This window comes from Amycolatopsis circi (genome assembly GCF_003385235.1).
In the GTDB taxonomy this organism is placed as follows: Bacteria; Actinomycetota; Actinomycetes; order Mycobacteriales; family Pseudonocardiaceae; genus Amycolatopsis; species Amycolatopsis circi.
The window spans coordinates 45,187-62,428 of the sequence record NZ_PQIA01000012.1; the positions used below are offsets into that span (position 1 = coordinate 45,187).

Below are 17,242 nucleotides of genomic sequence, written 5' to 3' on the forward strand. Positions count from 1 at the left end.
ATGAGCGGTGGGGGCGGGTACACCGCGACAACCGAAGCGTTGTCGAAGGCGTCGAAGAAGATCGGCGACCTGGCGGAGAAGCTGCTTGACGACAATCCGGACCTGGAGAACTCCGAGCTGACCAAGGAGAAATTCGGCCGGGTGCACCAAGCGCACGCCGACAAGTACCTCGAGGGGACCAAGCAGCTGTGGGGGGCGCTCTCCGGCTACAGCACCGCGCTCGGCTCGTTCGGCACGAACATCAGCACCGCCGGTTCTGCCTACGGCAAGAACGAGGACGACCAGTCCGGCGCCATTAACAAGACCGGCAACGGCGTCGACGGGATCCTCTGATGGCGGACGACAAGCAGCAGCCGAAGACGTGGCCGGATGTCAAGAAGCTTCTCGACAACTCGGCGGTGCCGCCTGAGCTGAAGGACAGCCTGCTCCGGGCGTGGGTGCACGAGCACCCGCATCCCGAAGGCGATGAGGGCAAGGACGTCGCGAAGTACATCCAGTCGTACGGGCGCACGTTCATCCCCATCCCGAAGAACCCGTTCGCGGCGCCGGGCGGCGCTCCGCCGCTCGAGCAGGTCTACGAAGAGGCCAGGCAGAAGGGCCAGCAGAACAGCTACAACCAGGACGAGAAGAAAAAGGCGGTCGACCAGGGCAAGGACGACCTCGGCAAGAAGCAGCCGCCCGCACCCGGCGAGGGCGAGGACGCCGGGGCCACCGGCACGAAGACGTCGGATGAACTCTTCGACCCGGCGGCGGCCGCGCTGAGGGTGTTCGAGACCTTCGGCGGGCTGCTCGAGAAGATCCCCGACGACTGCAAGGGAAACACCCGCAAGCTCGACCTCGACAAGGACATCCGCGGTCCGTTCGACGAGCAGCGCGGGATCAGCTTCGAGGGTTTCGTCAACGACGCCATGCATTTCAAGCACGGCTCGGAAACCGTGAAGGCGACGCTGACCGATACCGGCACCGAACTGGGCACCCTGTTCGGGACCTGGACTGGAGCCGGAGCCGACGCGGCGTCGGACAAGTACAACGAGAGCATCCAGAAGAAGGCCGCGAAGCTGGGGGAAGACCTCAGCCACGCGAGCGAAGTGACGCTGCACACCACGAAGACGCTGTTCGACCTGTGCAAGGGGAAGGCCGACCAGGTCATCGCCCTGTACCGCGACCAGGTCGGCAAGGCCGACTACACGATGGCGCAGAAGGTCATCGCGGTCGCCAACGGCGAGCACGGCAGCGTCAACGACCTGGCCCAGATCGCCGGCTGGATGGACTACAACTTCGGCACCAACCTGGTCAACACCCTCAACGACCAGGGCTGCTGCGACGACGACGAGATCCAGAGCCACGGCAAGGACCTCGCCAAGCAGTGGATCATGAACCAGTTCAACCCCGACATGTGGGACAACGTCTACAAGGGCTTCGAGAAGGCCTGCAAGGACGCCAAGGACCTCGTCGACAAGGCCTACGACGCTCTTGACAAAGAGATGGGCAAGATCAAGAACAAGTTCCAGGGCGCCAAGGACGGCGGGGCCGGCGGTTCCGGTGGCTCGGGCGGTTCTGGTGGTCCCGGGGGTCCTGGCGGCGGGGGTCCCGGCGGTGGCGGCCAGGGCGGCGGTCAGGGTCCTGGCGGCGGCAACGGCAACGGTCAGGGCAACGGCAACGGCTACGGCGGCGGTCAGGGCAACGGCTATGGCGGTGGCCAGGGCAACGGTCCCGGTGACGGTACCGGTGGGGGAACCGGTGGCGGGTCCGGTTCGGACACGCCGCAGGGCGATCACTCCGGTGGCACTGGCGGTGGCAGCGGAGGCGGGATCGGCGGCATCGGCGGAGGCACTGGAGGCGGTACCGGCGGCGGGTCCGGGTCCGGCAGCGGATCCGGCTCGGGCGGTGGCGGCGGGAAAGTTCCCGACCTCGACGTTCCGTCCGATTCTCCTGGCGGCGGCCCGCTCGGCGGGGGCCCGGGCGGCGGGACCGGCGGCGGCGGTCCGGTGGACGGCCCGCCGATCAAGACCGACCCCGGCGGCGGTTCCAGCGGCGGCTCCGGTTCCGGTCCGGGAGGTTCGGACTCGGGCGGCGGTTCGGGTTCCGGCGGCGGACAGGACCACACCCAGTCCGACGAAGAGGCCAAGCAGCGGGCCGAGCAAGAAGCCAAGCAAAAGGCTCAGGCCGAGGCCAAGCAAAAGGCCGAGGCCGCGATGGACGCGCTGAAGAAGGACTCGCAGGGCAGCCACGGCGGCGGCCCGCTCGGCGGACCCGGCGGCAGCGAACCCGGTTCGACCGGCGGCGACGGCAAGGGTCCCGACGGCAAGGGCCCGGACGACAAGAGCCCTGGCGACAAGGTTCCCGGCGACAAGGGCGGCGGCGGTGCCCCCGGCGGCGGCGGTCCGGTCGACGGCCCGCCGATCAAGACCGATCCCGCCGACGGCGGCCCCGGCGGCGAAGACGGCAAGCCCGGCGACGGGAAGCCGGGCGAAGACAAGGATCACGACGGAAAGCCCGACGACGGCCAGGGCCATGACGGCAAGCCGGGCGAGGACAAGGACCACGACGGCAAACCGGACGAGGACGGCAAGGGTCACGACGGCAAGCCCGGCGAGGACAAGGGCCACGACGGCAAACCGGACGACGATGACGACCGGGATGTCCTGAAGGTCAAGCAGGGCGACAAGACCTTCGAAATGTCCGAGCCGGACCACGACGGCAAGATGGACATCAAGATCGGCGAGGGTTCCGGGCCCGCCAAGGACTTCAAGATCGACTGGTCCGACGACAAGTCCGCGCACGACGGCGGGGACGGCCAGCAGCACGGCGACGAGGTCCACCACCCCGGCGCGGACGGCAAGGTCCACCTGCGGGACGGCGACACGAAGATCACCGCCGAGCGTCCGGACGGGCCGAACGGGCCGACCGTCGTCACGGTCGACGACGGCAAGGGCAACCCGACGACCTACACGCTCGGCGAAGAGGACAAGAAGCAGGGCGTGCACGAGATCGACCACGGCCCGCAGATGCCCGACGGCACCACCGGCAGGCACCACGCGGGCGACGGTCCCGGTCAGCACAGCGGCGACGGACCCGGCGGCCACAAGGGACCCGACGGCAACGGCCACGGCGGCGCCTCGCCCAGCAGCAGCCACCCGGTGCACCCGGTGGAGGGCGGGCCGGGCCCGGAGATCTCGCACACCGGCGACCCGTTCGGCGGGCATCCGGCAGGCGATCCGGCGCATCCGGCCGGCGGCGGCCCGGGGATCTCGAATTCGGACGCCCCAGGACATCCCGGGGACGGTCCGGCCCAGCCGCTGCACCACGGCGTCCCGAGCGGGGCGCCGGGCCACCCGATCCAGGGCGGCCCCGGTCCGGAGATTTCGCACACCGGCGGTCCAGGCGTGCCGGCCGGCGCCCCGAGTGCTCCGCTGCACGGCGGGCCCATGGTCGGGGTCGACAGCACGCCGGTAGCCGGCACCCAAACCGGCGGCGGTTTCGCGCAACCGGCGGGCGACCACCCCGGCGGCTCGGGCCAGCCGGGTTCCGGCGGCAGCGGGATGCCCGGCATGGGCGGAATGGGCGGCGGCCACGGCGGCGGTGGCGGCGGTGGCGAGACCGAACGGCGAGCGGCGTACCGGGTGGAGGGCGCGGTCTTCGACAACCTCGTGGAGCCCGCCAGCCGGATCACTGGTTCACTCGACGATGACGACGACGCGCCGATCATCCGGACCAGGTAGGAGAGACGCATGAGCGAATCCGCCGCGATGAAGGCAGAACTGGACGCGCTGGTCCGGGAGCAGGCTGATCGCCGGGCGCTGCGCGAGCAGAAGGCCGAGGAGGTCAAGGCGCAGTCCCAGGAGTACATGACGAAGCAGGCGCAGGCGGCCGAACGGTACGTCCAGCACCGGCGGGAATTGGGGAAGCGCAAGACCAAGTCCGGGTGGAGCACGGACCGGCCGAGCACCGAACCGCCGTCGGCCTTCGATTCGGACGAGTTCGGCAACGAGCCCGGTTCGGCGTCCCCGTTCGCGGTGACTCCGAACCAGCCCGCCCCGCGGAGCGAGACCCCGCGCCGCCCGACGCGCCGCCCGCGCCCGGCGGAAGACGACGAGGACGACGACGCCTTCCTCAACAACCGTTGGCGCGACTGAGGTCCTGACCCGGGAGGGGGCTTCGCGGCTCCCTCCCGGCGGTCGGACTCGTTCACGAGCACCTGCCCGCTGCGGGTGTGTCGGGGTCAGTTGTTCCTCGGATTTCTTGCGCGCGTCGAGGTGGTCGTGGACGAGAAATCCTTCGATGCCAAGGCTTCCGCGGCTGACGTCGAACATATTGTGCAGCGCGCGCGGGACGTCGAGCGTGGCGGCTTGGTCCGGCGGTCAGATCCGAACGAGCATCTTCCCGATGTTCTCTCCGTGCAGCATCCCGGTGAACGCGTCCACGATGCTGGAAAACCCTTCTGTCACAGTCTCATTCACGAGCACCCGCCCGCTGCGGACGTGCGGGACCAGGAATTCCTCGAACTCCTCGCGCGCATCCAGGTGATTGCGCACCAGAAACCCTTCGATCCGAAGGCTTTTCCCGACGACGTCGAACAAGTTGTGCGGCGCACTCGGCGGCGTGCGCAGGCTGTTGTACTGCGCGACCGAACCGCACCAAGCGACCCGGCCGCGTTCGCGCAGGGCGTCGATCGCGGCGGCCAGGTGATCGCCGCCGACGTTGTCGAAATAGACGTCGATTCCATCCGGTGCCGCCGCAGCGAGCAGGTCGGCGACCGGACCGTCGTGGTAGTCGAAGGCGGCGTCGAAACCGAGGTCGCGGGTCAGGTGCTCGACCTTCGCGGCGGATCCCGCACTGCCGACGATCCGTCCCGCGCCGAGCAACCGCGCGATCTGCCCGGCCGCGCTGCCCACCGCGCCAGCCGCCGCGGAGATGAACACGTCGTCCCCAGGGCGGACCTGCGCGATCCGGGTCAGTCCGACGTACGCGGTGAGCCCAGTCCCGCCGAGAACGCCGAGGTAGGCGCTCAGGGGAACGCCATCCGCCGGGGTGATCGTCCGGACGTCGGCGCTGGTGAGGACGGCGTGGGTAGCCCAGCCGTGCCGATGGAACACTGTCGTGCCGATCGGCAGCGTCGGTTCCTTCGACTCGACGACCTCACCGATCGTGCGTCCCTCCAAACCCGCGCCCAGCTCCCAGCCGCCCCATTCCATGAACTCGCGCATGTACGGATCGACGGACAGGTAGCGGTTTTCGACCAGTACCTGGCCGTCGGCGAGGTCCGGCAGCGGCTGGGTGACGAACTCGAAGTCGGCGGCGCTCGGCGCATCCTCGGGGCGGCGGACCTGGCGGACGGCGGTCAGGGACACGGGATCTCCTTAGTAAACGGCGCTGACCAGCAACTTAGGCTGCCGGAAACCGTCGCGGCAGACCGCTGGATCGATGGACCGCGCCAATCCATGAATCTCGCTCATGGCCGCGGCTAGGCTGGCCGCATGGATGCTGTCGACCTCACGCCCGGCGAGCTGCGCCTGCTGCTCGCGGTGGAGCGGACCGGCAGCTTCACCGCCGCTGCCGCCGAACTGAGTCTTACCCAGTCCGCGGTCTCGCACGCAGTCCGAACCTGCGAACGCAAGGTCGGCGCCATCCTCTTCGACCGCGGCCGCACCGGTGCCCGCCCCACCGCGGCCGGTGCCCGCGCGCTCGTGCACGCCCGGCTGGTCCTGCGCCAACTCGACGTTCTCCGCGCCGAAGCCCGGGGCGCGGCAGCCGGAACCCTCACCGGCCCGCTGCGGATCGCCGCTTTCCGCAGCGCCGCCGCACACCTCCTGCCCGCCGCGCTGGAACGCTTGACTGCCAAGCATTCCGGCCTGAACCCGCAGGTCCTGATCGTCCCCGAACTGGGCCGCGGCACCGCGGGCGAGGTAGCCGACGGACGCGCGGACGTCGCCATCGCCACCCTCGGCGAGGACGAAACCCCGCCTGCCGGGCTGGTCGCCGGAGAACTGTTCCGGGAGCCGTACTTCCTGGTAAACCCGGGCAACCAACCCGATCCGCGCGGTCTGCCGCTGCTCGACTGGCCGGAAAACTGCTCCTCCTACACGCGGTCCTGGTGGGCTCGGCAGGACTGGCTGCCTTCGGCGAAAATGGAGGTCGCCGACGACGGGGTGGTGCTTTCCATGGTGGCGCAAGGGATCGGCATGGCTGTGCTGCCGAAGCTCACCCTCGCCGCCATCCCGCCGGGCGTCGCCGTGACGCCGATCGCCGACCCGCCCACGCGGCGGATCGGGTACGTCGCCACCTACGCCGGTGCACAATCCCTCGCGGTACGCGAATTGGTACGCGAATTGCGGGCGGTCGCCGAGGTGCATGCGGGCAAGGAAAACGTGCGTCCGGGCTGATCCCTGACAAAGACCATCGTCCCCGGGAATTTGACAGTTCCCGCGCGCCCGAACGGAGGTTGTGCCCCTCCGCGCGGCGGTCAGACTGCAGGGACGCGGGACTCGACTCCGTCGGCCGGTTCGGTGGCGAGGAGTTCGTGGTTCTGCTGCCCGACACCCGCCAAGCACGCGTCCGGGTCGTCGCCGAACGCGTCCGCGAAGCCATCGAGCGGCTCATCGTGGAGGTGCCCGACCTGAACGGCACGAAGGCGATCGACGGGCTCTCGGCCTCAATCGGCATCGCGACCTACCCCGAGGCCGGTTCCGTCGTCGATCGCCTCGTCCACGCGGCCGACCAGGCGCTCTGCAACGCGAAGAACACCGGCCGCAACAAGGTCGTCAGCAGCGCCGACCTCGCCTGACCGCATTGCCTTCGCCGCGAAAATGACATACGGTTCCGCCACTGACACGTGATTCCGCAGAGGTGGCCGATGACCAAACGCGCACTGGTGCTCGGGTGTGGCGGCACGCTCGGCTTCGCCTGGACCGCGGCCGCCCTCGCGGCGGTCGAGGATCGGCTGGGGTGGGACGCGCGCGGCGCCGATGTCCTGGTCGGGACGTCGGCGGGCGCGGAGATGGCGGTGTTTCTCGGCTCGGGCATCGGGGTCGGCGAGATCCTGGCTGCCCTGCGCGGGGAGCCTGCCGACGAGCGCGTCGTGCACCACCTCGCCCAGCATCCGGGCATGCTGCCCCCGGTGCCGACGCCGGTTTGGCCTGGTCTCGGCCTCACCGCTGCGGCGCTGCGCGGCCGGGCCGACCTGTTGGCCGGGCTCGCCGGAGTGCTGCCGAGAGGCCGTGGCGACGCCGGATGGCTGCGCGATCTCGGCACCGCATTGGCCAACGCCGACGGCTGGGTCGACCATCCGCGGACCTGGCTTGTCGGAGCCGACATCCGCACGGGGGAGCGGGTCGCGTTCGGGAATTCGCAACGCACGAGCCTCGGCACCGCCATCGCCGCGTCCTGGGCCATTCCGGGATGGTTCCCGCCGGTCGCCGTCAATGGCCGCAAGTACGTCGACGGCGGCACCGTCTCGCCGACCTCCGCCGACCTCGTCCTCCCGGCCGGCGTCGAGGAGGTGGTGCTCATCCCGCCGATGTCCACCTCCGGCGGCGCACGCGGGCGCGGCTTCGCTCGCGTCGAACGACTCGCTCGGCGCGCGATGACCCGGCGCGTCGACGCCGAGGTCAAACAGCTCCGCGCCGCCGGCATCCGCGTGCTCCGGATCGAACCCGGCCAGGCTGAACTCGACGTCATGGGCCCGAATTTCATGGACCTGCGCCGTCGCGCCGACGTGCTCCGCGCCTGCCGCACCCTGACCCCGGCGCGCGTGCGCGCAGCCATCGAGCAAGGAGCGACCCGATGAACTACCCCAAGATCGACCTCGACGGCGCGTCCGTCGCGATCACCGGCGGCGGTGCCGGGATCGGCCGCGCCGTCGCCAAGTTGTTCGCGAGCAAGGGCGCGCGCGTCGCGATCGGCGACCTCAACAAGGCGGCCGCCGAGGAGACTGCCGGGACGATCGGCGGCACCGCTCATCACCTCGACGTCGCCGACCGCGACTCGTTCGCGTCCTTCCTCGCCGCGGCTGAGAAAGCCCACGGACCGTTGCACGTGCTGGTAAACAACGCTGGCCTGATGCCGAACGGCGGATTCCTCGAACTCTCCGGCGCCACCGACCGGCTGCAGATCGACGTCAACCTCGGCGGTGTCCTCAACGGCCTGAAACTGGCGTTGCCCGGCATGGTCGAGCGCGGTTTCGGTCACGTCGTCAACGTCGCGTCGCTGGCGGGCAAGTTCCCGGTCAAGGGATTGGCCGTCTACAACGCCACCAAGTTCGCCGTCGTGGGGCTGACGGCCGCGATCCGCCTGGAGTTCGCGGACGCGGGCGTCAGCATCAGCGCCGTGCTGCCCTCGGCCGTCGACACCGCGCTCGCCTCGGGCCTGGACATGCGGCCGATCCCGAAGGTGCAGCCGGAAGACGTCGCCAGGGCGGTCGTCGATTCGGTGCACAACCGCCGCGCCGAAATCGCCGTTCCCGGCTACGTCGGCGTACTCGCGGCGGCTGCGGGAGTCACGCCCGAGCCGGTCCTCAACCGCATCCGGCGGCTGGTCCGCGACGACCGCGCGCTGCAGTCGGACCGTCCGGAGCGGACGGCGTACCGGGCGAATCTCGAGGCACAGCAAGGATCTCGGCGATAGTCAGGCGACCAGGCGCAGCCAAGCCGCGGTGAGCGCCGCGTGCCCGGCCGGAGTCGGATGGACGCCGTCCGCGGCCCAGTACTCAGGGCCGGTCGTCGCGGAAAGTTCGGCGAACATGCCGTCCGCAGCCAGTAGATGCGCGCTGTATTTGCGGGCGAGTTCGCGCACCGCCTGGATTTTCGGGTCCAGGTCGACGCGCCACTTCTTCCGTTCCGCGACACCGAGGTGCATATCGCCGACCTCGATGTCCCCGCTGATCGGCAACAGGAACGGTTCGATGAGGATCAACTCGGCTCCGGATTCGGCCAGCGGCGCGAGCAGCCGGTCGTAACCGGCCGCGTAATCCTCGGCGGTAATCACGTAACCGTCCGGATCGTACGAATGCCAGCCGACGTCGTTGATACCGACAAGGATCGACACCACATCCGGACGCGCGTCGAGAACGTCGGTCTGCCAACGGGATTCGAGATCCATTACCTTGTTGTCCGCGATCGCGGAGTTCAGCCAGGTCACCGGACGCTTCGGGTGACGGAGTCCCCATTCGCCCGCGATCCGCAGCGGGTAGCCGAATCCGAGACCGTCTTCGCTCTCGTTTCGCTGGCAGTCGGTGATCGAATCGCCGGTGAACAGCACGGTGCTTCCCGGGCGAAGAGTGATGGTCATGTCCGCTCCTAGTTTTCGCCGAACCACTGATTTTTGGCCTGCTCAAAAGATTCCCGGACAAAGTCGCCGTCGCCCGCCCACGCGACAATGCCGTCCGGCCGGACAAGCACGGCGCCTAATCCGAGATCGTCCTTCGCCGTACCGGCCGCATAACGCAACTGGCCCGCCGCCTCGCGCAGCTGCTGGTCGGCGCTGAAGTCGAGCACGACGCCGCGACCGTCCTGCATCAGGTCGCCGAGACGAATTCCGCCTGTCAGCTGGAAATACGGGGCATAACGGCCGATCAGCGGATGCTCGCCGCTGAGGTCGTAGCGGAGCGAAGAGCCGGACATCTTCCCGTACACATAGGTCGTGCCGTCGCGGGTGTCGAGCAAGTCGCGGAGGACGCCTTGCACCGCCTGCCCGTGCGCGTCCGGCCGCATCGCCGCTGCCTGAGCCCGAGTCCAGTCGAGCACCCAGGCACCGATCGGATGGCGCTCGCGGGTGTAGCTGTCCAGCAGCGTTTCCGGCGCCTGCCCGCGGATTACCGCCGCGAGCTTCCAACCGAGATTCAAAGCGTCGCTGATGCCGGTGTTCAGTCCCTGACCGCCCAGCGGGGAGTGGATGTGCGCGGCGTCGCCAGCGAGCAGCACGCGGCCGCGCCGATACGTCGTGGTCTGCATCGCGCGATCGGTGAACGTCGAGACGAGACGGACGCCGGTCAGCGTGACGTCGGTGCCGGACACCCGGCGCAGCACGGTCTGGAGGTGCTCCAGGCTCGGCTGCTGCGTGCGGTCGAACGCACCACGGTCGAAGTCCAGGACGCCGAGGTGCCCCGGCGTGGGCATCTGGACGTACATGCCGGTCGGCGTCAGGCTGAATCCCGGGCTCAGCTTCTCGGGATCGGCGAGGTCGACGAACATGGTGTAGCCGGTGAACTGCGGTTCGGTGCCGACGAACTCGAAACCCGCCAGCCCGCGCACGACACTGCGCCCGCCGTCGCAGCCGATCGCCCAGCGCGCCGCGTACTCCTGCTCGCCAGCCCGCACGATCACGCCGTTTTCGTCCTGCGCAACAGCGGAAACCTCGGCCCCACGCCGGATTTCGACCCCGAGCTTGCCCGCCTGTTCGGACAGCACCGCCTCGATCGCGTCGAGGTTGGTCATCATGCCTCCGGGCAGCGAGCTGGGCAGCCGGTAGGGAAACGCATCGAGATCGACCTTGGCCGGGTCGAGCACCATTCCGGCGAAATGGCCCACCGTGCGCGCCCGCTCCTCGCCGGGCGGGTCGTGGAGGTCCGACGCCGCCATCAGCGGAGGCAGCATCCCGCGGCGGTGGAACGCCTCGATCGACGTGGCCGACAGACCGCGCATCCCGAGCGGTGCCGTCCGCCACTGGGAACCGGGCTCGGGCTCCCGTTCGAGTACCAGGACCGAACTGCCCGCGAGACCAAGCTCGCAGGCCAGGAACAGACCGACCGGCCCGGCCCCGACTATCACTGCGTCATGCATGGCAAACCCCCTGTGTTCGCGTTCGATACGGCCACCCTGCCGACGGCCGCTCACACGGCCCGCACACGGCGCTCACCCGAGGGCACATGGCGCTGACGCGGGTGTTCGCGCGAAGATCGTCGAATGGACGGGAGCGCGCGGCTTCGAGTCACGCTGCTCGGGGCGTTTCAGGTGATGCGGGGCGAGGCCGTACTGGCTGTCCCCGGCGCCCGGTTGCAGCGCCTGGTCGCGCGGCTGGCGCTGGCTGGCGGGCGAACGGTCGAACAGAGCGTCCTGGTCGACGCGATCTGGGGAGCGGACCTGCCCGGCGATCCCGTGCACGCCCTGCAGGCTCTCGTCTCCCGGTTACGTCGAGCCCTCGGTTCGCCCGGCGAAGTCACGCAGGTCGGAGGTGGTTACCGGCTGACCGTGGACGCCGCTGACGTCGACGCGCTGCGGTTCGAGCAACTCGCCACTGCTGGCCGCCTCCGCGATGGCGGCGCGGCTTTGCTGGACGAAGCCGTGGCGTTGTGGGGCGACCGTCCCGGTGTCGAGCCTCCAGCTGTCGCCGCCGTCGACCCCGCCGCCGCGACCCGGCTGGGCCGCCTGTCGATCGAGGCCGTCGTTGACCTCGCCGAGGCCGAGCTTTCCCAGGGCCGTCCCGACGCAGCCACCGCCCGCCTGACTGCGCTGCTGGCCGACCACCCCGTCCACGAACGCGCCGCCGCGGTGCTCATGGACGCCCTCGCCACACAAGGTCGTCAGGCAGAAGCCTTGGCCCAGTACGAACAAATCCGCGAAAACCTGGCCGAGACCTTGGGTGCTGACCCCGGGGCCGCGCTGCGCGAACGCCACCTGAACCTGCTGCGCACCGAACCTGCCAAGGCAACCAAGCCGAGCGCCTTGCCCGCGCCGCTGACCAGTTTCGTCGGCCGCACCGACGATCTGGCCCGGATCGACACCCTGCTCGCCACTGGCCGATTGGTCACCGTGCTCGGCCCCGGCGGCGCCGGAAAGACCCGCCTCGCCTTGGAAGCCGCCCGCCGCCACCACTTCCGCGATGGCAGCTGGCTGATCGACCTCTCCTCGGTCACCGAACCGACGAAGGTCGCCGCCACGATGCTGGCGGCGATCGGACTGCGCGGCACCGCATTGTTCGAATCCTCGGCCAAACCCGTCGGCGACCTGGACGTGCTGGCGGATCAGTTGGGCGGCAAGGAAAGCCTGCTCGTGGTGGACAACTGCGAGCACCTGATCGACGCCGTCGCCCACCTACTTTCGACGCTGCTGCCGCGCTGCGCCGGACTGCGGGTCCTGGCCACCAGCCGCGAGCCACTGGCGATCGACGGCGAGGCACTGGTCCCGCTCGGCCCGCTTCTCCTGCCAGAAAAGGACTCTGACGTCGAGCAGGCCAGCGACACCGCGTCCGTACGGCTGTTCACCGAACGAGCAGCCGCCGTGCGCCCCGACTTCGCGGTCGATGAGCGGAACCTCCACGACGTCCTGCGAATCGTCCGCGGCCTGGACGGCATGCCGCTAGCGCTGGAACTGGCCGCCGCCCGCCTGCGGACGCTTTCCTTGGCAGACCTGGCTTCCGGCCTCTCCGACCGATTCCGGCTCCTCACCACCGGCAGCCGCACCGCCTTCCCCCGGCACCGCACGCTGCGCGCGGTGATCGCCTGGAGCTGGGACATGCTCAGCGAGGACGCGCGGACGGTCGCGGAACGAATCTCGGTCCTGCCCGGCGGCGTCACCCCCGCCTCGGCCGCCGCGGCCTGCGCGCTCCCGATTGACGAGGTGCAGGAGCTGCTCGCGGACCTAGTCGACCGCTCGCTGCTCCAACTCGTCCCCGGCCGATACCGAATGCTGGAGACCATTCGCGAATACGGCCTGGAATGCCTTGCCGGACAAGGAATCCTGACCAATGTACGGAACCTGAGCGCCCAGTACTTCGCCAAACTGGCCGCCGTCAACGACCAGCTGCTGCGCGGACCAAGGCAACTCGACGCACTCCACCTGCTGACCGCCGAATACGACAACATCTCGGCCGCACTGCGCCACCTCTGCGATACGTCGGACGCCGCGCTCGCCGTCGCACTCGACCTGACCTGGTACTGGCACATGCTGGGCCGACACGCCGAAGCGTCGTACTGGCTCGGCGAAGCCGCCTTGTCCGCCGGTCCGGGCGTGAACCACGACATTGCCGCCGGAGCGCTGCTGCTAGACACTGGTGCCCCGGCCGACGAGATAACCGCCCGCCTGCTGAACTACCCGGACCTGCCAGCCTTCGGCGTACTGACCGCCGCCGAACTGGCTGCCCGAGCTGGCAGCGACGCGTCGCCGCTCATCCAGCGGCTAGCCGACGGCCCGGACCGCTGGCGGGCCGGATTGGCCCGGATCACCCGCGCCGAACTAGCCGAAAACGACGGCCACCTGGACCAGGTCGGCCCGGACGTCGCCGTCGCGCTGGACTGCTTCACCGAAGCGGGAGACAACTGGGGCCTCGCGATGGCCCTCCCGATGCGCGCTCTGCTGCGGCAATACGACGGCGACCTGGACGGCGCGCTGGCCGACCTGACCGAGGTCAAGCGACTGGCCCAGGAGTTCGGTTCGCTCAACCACAACGACGAGACCTTCATCGACCTGCGCCTGATCGACCTGCACGTCCGGCTGGGCGAAACCGAACAAGCGGCAGCGATGATCGCCGAAACCCGGGAGCGCACGCTGCGCTCGACCGTGCCCGAAACCGTGGTGCTGCTAGATGCCCGAGAAGCCAGCTTCCGCCTGCGAACCGGCGACCTGACGAAGGCCCGCGAGCTGATCGAGGCAGCCGAAGCCGGGCTGTCCGCTCAACTCCCGTTCGGCGGCGACCACGGACAGGCGTTGGTGAGCGCCGTACGAGCCGAACTCTGCCTGGAACTCGGCGACGGCGTTGGTGCCGAGGAAGCGCTGGCCAGGGCGTACGCGGCTGCGGTCAACAGCAAGGATCTGCCGATCGTGGCCACAGTCGCGGTGCCGGTGGCTGGCCTGGCCGAGCTGTACGGCCGCTACCTGGACGGGGCAGTGATCCTCGGCGCGGCAGCCCGGCTTCGCGGCGCACACGACCGAACCGACCTGCAGATACGCACCCTGAGCAGCCGCGGCCGACTGGCATTAGGCGAGGAACGCTTCGCAACGGCATACGAGAGCGGCTGGCAGCTGCCCGCACCGGCGGCGGCATCCCGAACCGATCCCGCCCGGCTGAGCCGGAACGGTTCGTTTTCCGGATAGCCAGGGTGTTCGGTTACGCCGCTAGACCGTTCCAGCCAGGCCCTGCACGGTGGAGACAACCAGATCCTTCCGGACCAGTGCGGCCGGAAGCCGAGCAGTGAGATGCCTTCGGGAAGTCCTTCCCTCGCGGCGTTGGCCACACAGACGACAGGGAGAACCCCGCTGATGTCCGAGACAACCGAACGATCGCTGCGCCCCGGCGACCTGGTGATCCGGAGCGGTGCCGTGGGCTCCCTCGTACTGGTCCGGCTGAGCGGCGCGCTCGATCTCGCCACCGCCGACAACCTCGCCGACGTGCTCGACACGCAGATCCGGACCAGACGGGACATCGTCCTCGACTGCACCGGCCTGGACTTCATGGCCGTCGTCGGGATGTCGCTGATGATCGACACCCACCACGCCGCCAGCGCCCGGAAGCGGAAGCTGATCGTGGTGACCGGCGGAAACCGCGTCGTGCTGCGCCCGCTGCGCGTCACCCGGGTCGACGTCATGCTCAACCTCGCCGCCACCATCGACGACGCGTGCGCCCAGCTGGGGCGTTTGGTGCCTGATCCACGCGGGTAACCCGGGGCCTACCCCACGACCGAGCCTGGTCGGAGGCCCTTGGACGACGCCGAAGGGCCTGCCGGGGCCGCTATCGGCGTGCTGAAGGAGGGCCACCCGGCGTATGTCCGCCCCTGGACATCTGGTGTTCGACAGCGACGATCTGGAGCGAACCGAAGAATTCCTCAGCAGTTCTTACGCCCCGATGCGCATCGGCAGCGGCGGCGATAAGGCCGGTGCCCGCATCACCCGGGTCGCCTCGGACAGCGTCAGCGCCGACAAGCTCGACCTGCACTTCGACATGAGCTACGACGTCAACCCGCTGGGCCGGATCTGCCTGTGCGACATCGAAGCCGGAACCATCGAAGACCACCAGGTCGCCGGGTGGACCGAATCCGCCGCCTTCGCCCCCGGCGACCTGTTCTCCTTCGCCCCGCCAGACCGCCCGTACTCCGGCCGGATCTGCCACGCGCGCTACAGCATCACCATGCTCGATCCGGCTGTCCTCACCCGCGTTGCCGGTGTCGAAAAGCCTGTAGAGCTGCTCGATCACAACCCGGTGTCTGCCGCCAGCGCCCAACACCTGCGTGCCGCCATCACTTACGTGCGCGATCAGGTCCTCGCTGCTCCGGACATCGCCGAACACCCGCTCCTGCTCAGCACCGCCACCCAGCACCTCGCCGCGGCCGTCCTCGGGGCTTTCCCGACGACCGCGCTGGCGGAGCGCGCTGGCACCGACCTCGATGCCCACCCCCAGGCACTGCGCCGCGCCATCGCGTTCATCGAAGCGCATCCGGACCGCGACCTCACGGCTACCGATCTTGCCCAAGCTGCCGGTGTCTCCGCGCGGGCTGTGCAGCTGGCCTTCCGTCGGCACCTGGACACGACGCCGATGGCCTATCTGCGGCGCGTCCGCCTCGACCATGCGCGGGCTGAGCTGCGTGCTGCCGCGCCTGCGGACACGACTGTCACGCAGGTCGCGGCGCGGTGGGGGTATACGCGGCCTAGTGCTTTTACTGCGCACTATCGGGCTGCTTATGGCGAGCTTCCTTCGCACACTCTGCAGGAAGTCATTCCCGCTCCGAGGTGATCAGTCTGGCCGCGCGAACGGCACGGGGATGTCGTGTGCACGGAGTGTGTCGCAGTAGCGGTCGAGCATGGCGTCGAGATCCGCGAGGATTATTGCGGCGGATTCGCGTGCCTCGTCCAGATCGCCTTCGGCGCAGGACTTGACTATGTGGGCGAGGTCGCCGCGCAGGATCGAGAGGCTGTCGCCCTGGATCAGGACGCCGGGGAACTTGCGGCCCGGCATCCTGACGACGGCGTTGTTGCCTGGGTCGGTGAACAGTTCGGCCTTGATGCGTTGCATGCCGGGCAGACAACCACAAATTGACTGTGGTTCGTGCTGACCAGCCAGGAAGTCGGAGTCCTCGCCCGCATCGCGCGGGGATTGTCGAATACCGAGATCGTCAAGGCGACGAATCGGGGCTTGCCACTCCGGGCAGACACCCGTCGTAGGCCGGTTTGCTCATCGCCCCAGTCGCGACTGTGGGGCGGCCGGAGATTCCCGGTCGCCCCACAGTCGGAAGAAGTGCTGGGTCAGGGGTGGTAGATCTCCTTGACCTGGGCGATCTGGTCGTCGCCGCTCACCAGGATCTGGGCGACAGCCGGGGTTCCGCCGGCGAGGGTGCGGCGCAGCTGGTCGGCGTCGCAGCGGAAAGTGCCGAGGCCGTCTTCGCCGACGGTGGCTTGGTTGTCGTTCTGGCACAGGGTCGCCGCGCTCCACACGATGGCGCGCTCGGCCAGCGGAAGCCGGTAGGTCTTGGTGTCACCGGCGACCGGCACGTACTCGCCGTGGCCCTGGGGGCGGACGAGCTGGAAGGTGGCCATGTTGACGCTGGCGTCGAAGCCGGTGAACTGCACGGTCTGGGTGGTGTTCGGGAACCGGCGAGGCTGCGGCGCTGCGCCCTTGCCGCTGCCGGAGGGCCGGGTCTCGATCGTGTAATCGGTGCGGCCGTCCTTGCCGCAGACGGTGCCCTGCGGGTTGGCCTGGTCGCCGGATCCGGCGCAGGTCCAGTGGCCGAAGATGTCGAGCACGCGGTGGCCGGGGCCTTCGCCCTTCGTCGGGATTTCCTGGTAGTACTCGGTGATCACCTTGAAGGCGTCGTTGCAGCCCGGGTTGGTGCCGGTGGTCGCGGACACGGCGATCACGTCCATCTGCGGTCCGCCGGGCGGGGTGACCTGCTTGCCGTCCAGCCTGCTGCAGTTGACGTCGCCGTTCTCCTCGCCTTTCGCGGCGCCCTTCGCGCCGTCGGATCCCCCAGACCCACCTGCGGCAGCACCCTGCGCGGACTGCTGGACGGCGGCGTTGTTCACCGGCGACCCGTTCCCCGCGGTGTTCCCGCTGCAGGCGGAAAGAAGCGCGGTGGCGGCGATCGCCCCGCCGATCATCGCCATCTTGACCGTCTTCTTCGCGGTGAATCCCATGTCCGGCGTCCCCTTTTCGCGGCAATTGGTGAAGCTTTGCCCGAGAAGACGCCAGACGGCCGCAGAGGTTGTGCAGGGCGGCCGCCACCGCGCAACGCTGCCCGAACGGACGGCCGAGCACGACCGGGAAGGCACGGCTCGGACCAGTTGAGCAACCAGCCTACGCACCTTGTTCCGGCACCGCGATC

15 protein-coding genes are annotated in these 17,242 nt (G+C 69.4%); 10 read left to right on the plus strand and 5 right to left on the minus strand.

Going from position 1 to position 17,242, the window contains the following annotated elements:
* From D0D37_RS06175 to D0D37_RS06185, 3 genes are read left to right on the plus strand one after another with little or no spacing between them, the layout of a single operon-like run.
* Positions 1–333, plus strand: a complete 333-nt coding sequence (locus D0D37_RS06175) for a hypothetical protein (RefSeq protein ID WP_116199548.1) — start codon at positions 1–3, stop codon at positions 331–333.
* On the plus strand, positions 333–3,722 hold the full coding sequence (locus D0D37_RS46465; protein WP_162834098.1) for an ICP22 family protein: 3,390 nt from the start codon (positions 333–335) through the stop codon (positions 3,720–3,722). The genes D0D37_RS06175 and D0D37_RS46465 overlap by 1 nt, the downstream gene beginning before the upstream one ends.
* A gap of 9 nt (positions 3,723–3,731) precedes the next feature.
* Positions 3,732–4,136 (plus strand): hypothetical protein, encoded by a 405-nt coding sequence (locus tag D0D37_RS06185; RefSeq protein WP_116199549.1) that lies wholly within the window; start codon positions 3,732–3,734, stop codon positions 4,134–4,136.
* Positions 4,137–4,361: 225 nt separating this feature from the next.
* Here the strand turns inward: D0D37_RS06185 and D0D37_RS06190 are convergent, their stop codons facing one another.
* Positions 4,362–5,351, minus strand: coding sequence for an NADP-dependent oxidoreductase (locus D0D37_RS06190; RefSeq protein ID WP_116199550.1), 990 nt, complete (start codon positions 5,349–5,351; stop codon positions 4,362–4,364).
* Positions 5,352–5,477: 126 nt separating this feature from the next.
* Between D0D37_RS06190 and D0D37_RS06195 the strand changes: the two genes are divergently transcribed.
* The 4 genes from D0D37_RS06195 to D0D37_RS06210 all read left to right on the plus strand — a co-directional run bounded on the left by D0D37_RS06195 (position 5,478) and on the right by D0D37_RS06210 (position 8,622).
* Positions 5,478–6,383, plus strand: coding sequence for a LysR family transcriptional regulator (locus D0D37_RS06195; protein ID WP_116199551.1), 906 nt, complete (start codon positions 5,478–5,480; stop codon positions 6,381–6,383).
* A gap of 59 nt (positions 6,384–6,442) precedes the next feature.
* On the plus strand, positions 6,443–6,784 hold the full coding sequence (locus D0D37_RS47790) for a GGDEF domain-containing protein (RefSeq protein WP_279630259.1): 342 nt from the start codon (positions 6,443–6,445) through the stop codon (positions 6,782–6,784).
* A 69-nt stretch (positions 6,785–6,853) separates the two neighbouring features.
* Positions 6,854–7,786 (plus strand): patatin-like phospholipase family protein, encoded by a 933-nt coding sequence (locus tag D0D37_RS06205; protein WP_116199552.1) that lies wholly within the window; start codon positions 6,854–6,856, stop codon positions 7,784–7,786.
* Positions 7,783–8,622 (plus strand): SDR family oxidoreductase, encoded by an 840-nt coding sequence (locus tag D0D37_RS06210; protein ID WP_116199553.1) that lies wholly within the window; start codon positions 7,783–7,785, stop codon positions 8,620–8,622. The genes D0D37_RS06205 and D0D37_RS06210 overlap by 4 nt, the downstream gene beginning before the upstream one ends.
* On the opposite strand, the gene D0D37_RS06215 is transcribed toward D0D37_RS06210, so the two are convergent.
* On the minus strand, positions 8,623–9,285 hold the full coding sequence (locus D0D37_RS06215) for an SGNH/GDSL hydrolase family protein (RefSeq protein WP_116199554.1): 663 nt from the start codon (positions 9,283–9,285) through the stop codon (positions 8,623–8,625).
* Between the two features lie 8 nt (positions 9,286–9,293).
* Positions 9,294–10,775 carry an FAD-dependent monooxygenase gene (locus tag D0D37_RS06220; RefSeq protein WP_116199555.1) on the minus strand — a complete coding sequence of 494 codons (1,482 nt, stop codon included), beginning with the start codon at positions 10,773–10,775 and terminating at the stop codon, positions 9,294–9,296.
* Between the two features lie 123 nt (positions 10,776–10,898).
* On the opposite strand from D0D37_RS06220, the gene D0D37_RS06225 reads away from it, so the two are divergent.
* The 3 genes from D0D37_RS06225 to D0D37_RS06235 all read left to right on the plus strand — a co-directional run bounded on the left by D0D37_RS06225 (position 10,899) and on the right by D0D37_RS06235 (position 15,657).
* Positions 10,899–14,024, plus strand: coding sequence for an AfsR/SARP family transcriptional regulator (locus tag D0D37_RS06225; RefSeq protein ID WP_116199556.1), 3,126 nt, complete (start codon positions 10,899–10,901; stop codon positions 14,022–14,024).
* Positions 14,025–14,189: 165 nt separating this feature from the next.
* Positions 14,190–14,588, plus strand: coding sequence for an STAS domain-containing protein (locus tag D0D37_RS06230; RefSeq protein WP_162834099.1), 399 nt, complete (start codon positions 14,190–14,192; stop codon positions 14,586–14,588).
* Between the two features lie 103 nt (positions 14,589–14,691).
* Entirely contained in the window at positions 14,692–15,657 is a 966-nt protein-coding gene (locus tag D0D37_RS06235; protein ID WP_116199558.1) for a helix-turn-helix transcriptional regulator, read from the plus strand.
* Here the strand turns inward: D0D37_RS06235 and D0D37_RS06240 are convergent, their stop codons facing one another.
* Both D0D37_RS06240 and D0D37_RS06245 read right to left on the minus strand, forming a co-directional pair.
* Positions 15,658–15,936 carry a DUF6959 family protein gene (locus D0D37_RS06240; RefSeq protein ID WP_116199559.1) on the minus strand — a complete coding sequence of 93 codons (279 nt, stop codon included), beginning with the start codon at positions 15,934–15,936 and terminating at the stop codon, positions 15,658–15,660.
* Positions 15,937–16,166: 230 nt separating this feature from the next.
* Positions 16,167–17,054 carry a hypothetical protein gene (locus D0D37_RS06245; RefSeq protein WP_116199560.1) on the minus strand — a complete coding sequence of 296 codons (888 nt, stop codon included), beginning with the start codon at positions 17,052–17,054 and terminating at the stop codon, positions 16,167–16,169.
* Positions 17,055–17,242 lie beyond the last annotated feature (188 nt).

Coding starts and splice junctions, on each gene's coding strand:
- D0D37_RS06175 (WP_116199548.1), top strand. CDS start 1: ATGAGCGGTGGGGGCGGGTACACCGCGACAACCGAAGCGTTGTCGAAG.
- D0D37_RS46465 (WP_162834098.1), top strand. CDS start 333: ATGGCGGACGACAAGCAGCAGCCGAAGACGTGGCCGGATGTCAAGAAG.
- D0D37_RS06185 (WP_116199549.1), top strand. CDS start 3,732: ATGAGCGAATCCGCCGCGATGAAGGCAGAACTGGACGCGCTGGTCCGG.
- D0D37_RS06195 (WP_116199551.1), top strand. CDS start 5,478: ATGGATGCTGTCGACCTCACGCCCGGCGAGCTGCGCCTGCTGCTCGCG.
- D0D37_RS06205 (WP_116199552.1), top strand. CDS start 6,854: ATGACCAAACGCGCACTGGTGCTCGGGTGTGGCGGCACGCTCGGCTTC.
- D0D37_RS06210 (WP_116199553.1), top strand. CDS start 7,783: ATGAACTACCCCAAGATCGACCTCGACGGCGCGTCCGTCGCGATCACC.
- D0D37_RS06215 (WP_116199554.1), bottom strand. CDS start 9,285: ATGACCATCACTCTTCGCCCGGGAAGCACCGTGCTGTTCACCGGCGAT.
- D0D37_RS06220 (WP_116199555.1), bottom strand. CDS start 10,775: ATGCATGACGCAGTGATAGTCGGGGCCGGGCCGGTCGGTCTGTTCCTG.
- D0D37_RS06225 (WP_116199556.1), top strand. CDS start 10,899: ATGGACGGGAGCGCGCGGCTTCGAGTCACGCTGCTCGGGGCGTTTCAG.
- D0D37_RS06230 (WP_162834099.1), top strand. CDS start 14,190: ATGTCCGAGACAACCGAACGATCGCTGCGCCCCGGCGACCTGGTGATC.
- D0D37_RS06235 (WP_116199558.1), top strand. CDS start 14,692: ATGTCCGCCCCTGGACATCTGGTGTTCGACAGCGACGATCTGGAGCGA.
- D0D37_RS06240 (WP_116199559.1), bottom strand. CDS start 15,936: ATGCAACGCATCAAGGCCGAACTGTTCACCGACCCAGGCAACAACGCC.
- D0D37_RS06245 (WP_116199560.1), bottom strand. CDS start 17,054: ATGGGATTCACCGCGAAGAAGACGGTCAAGATGGCGATGATCGGCGGG.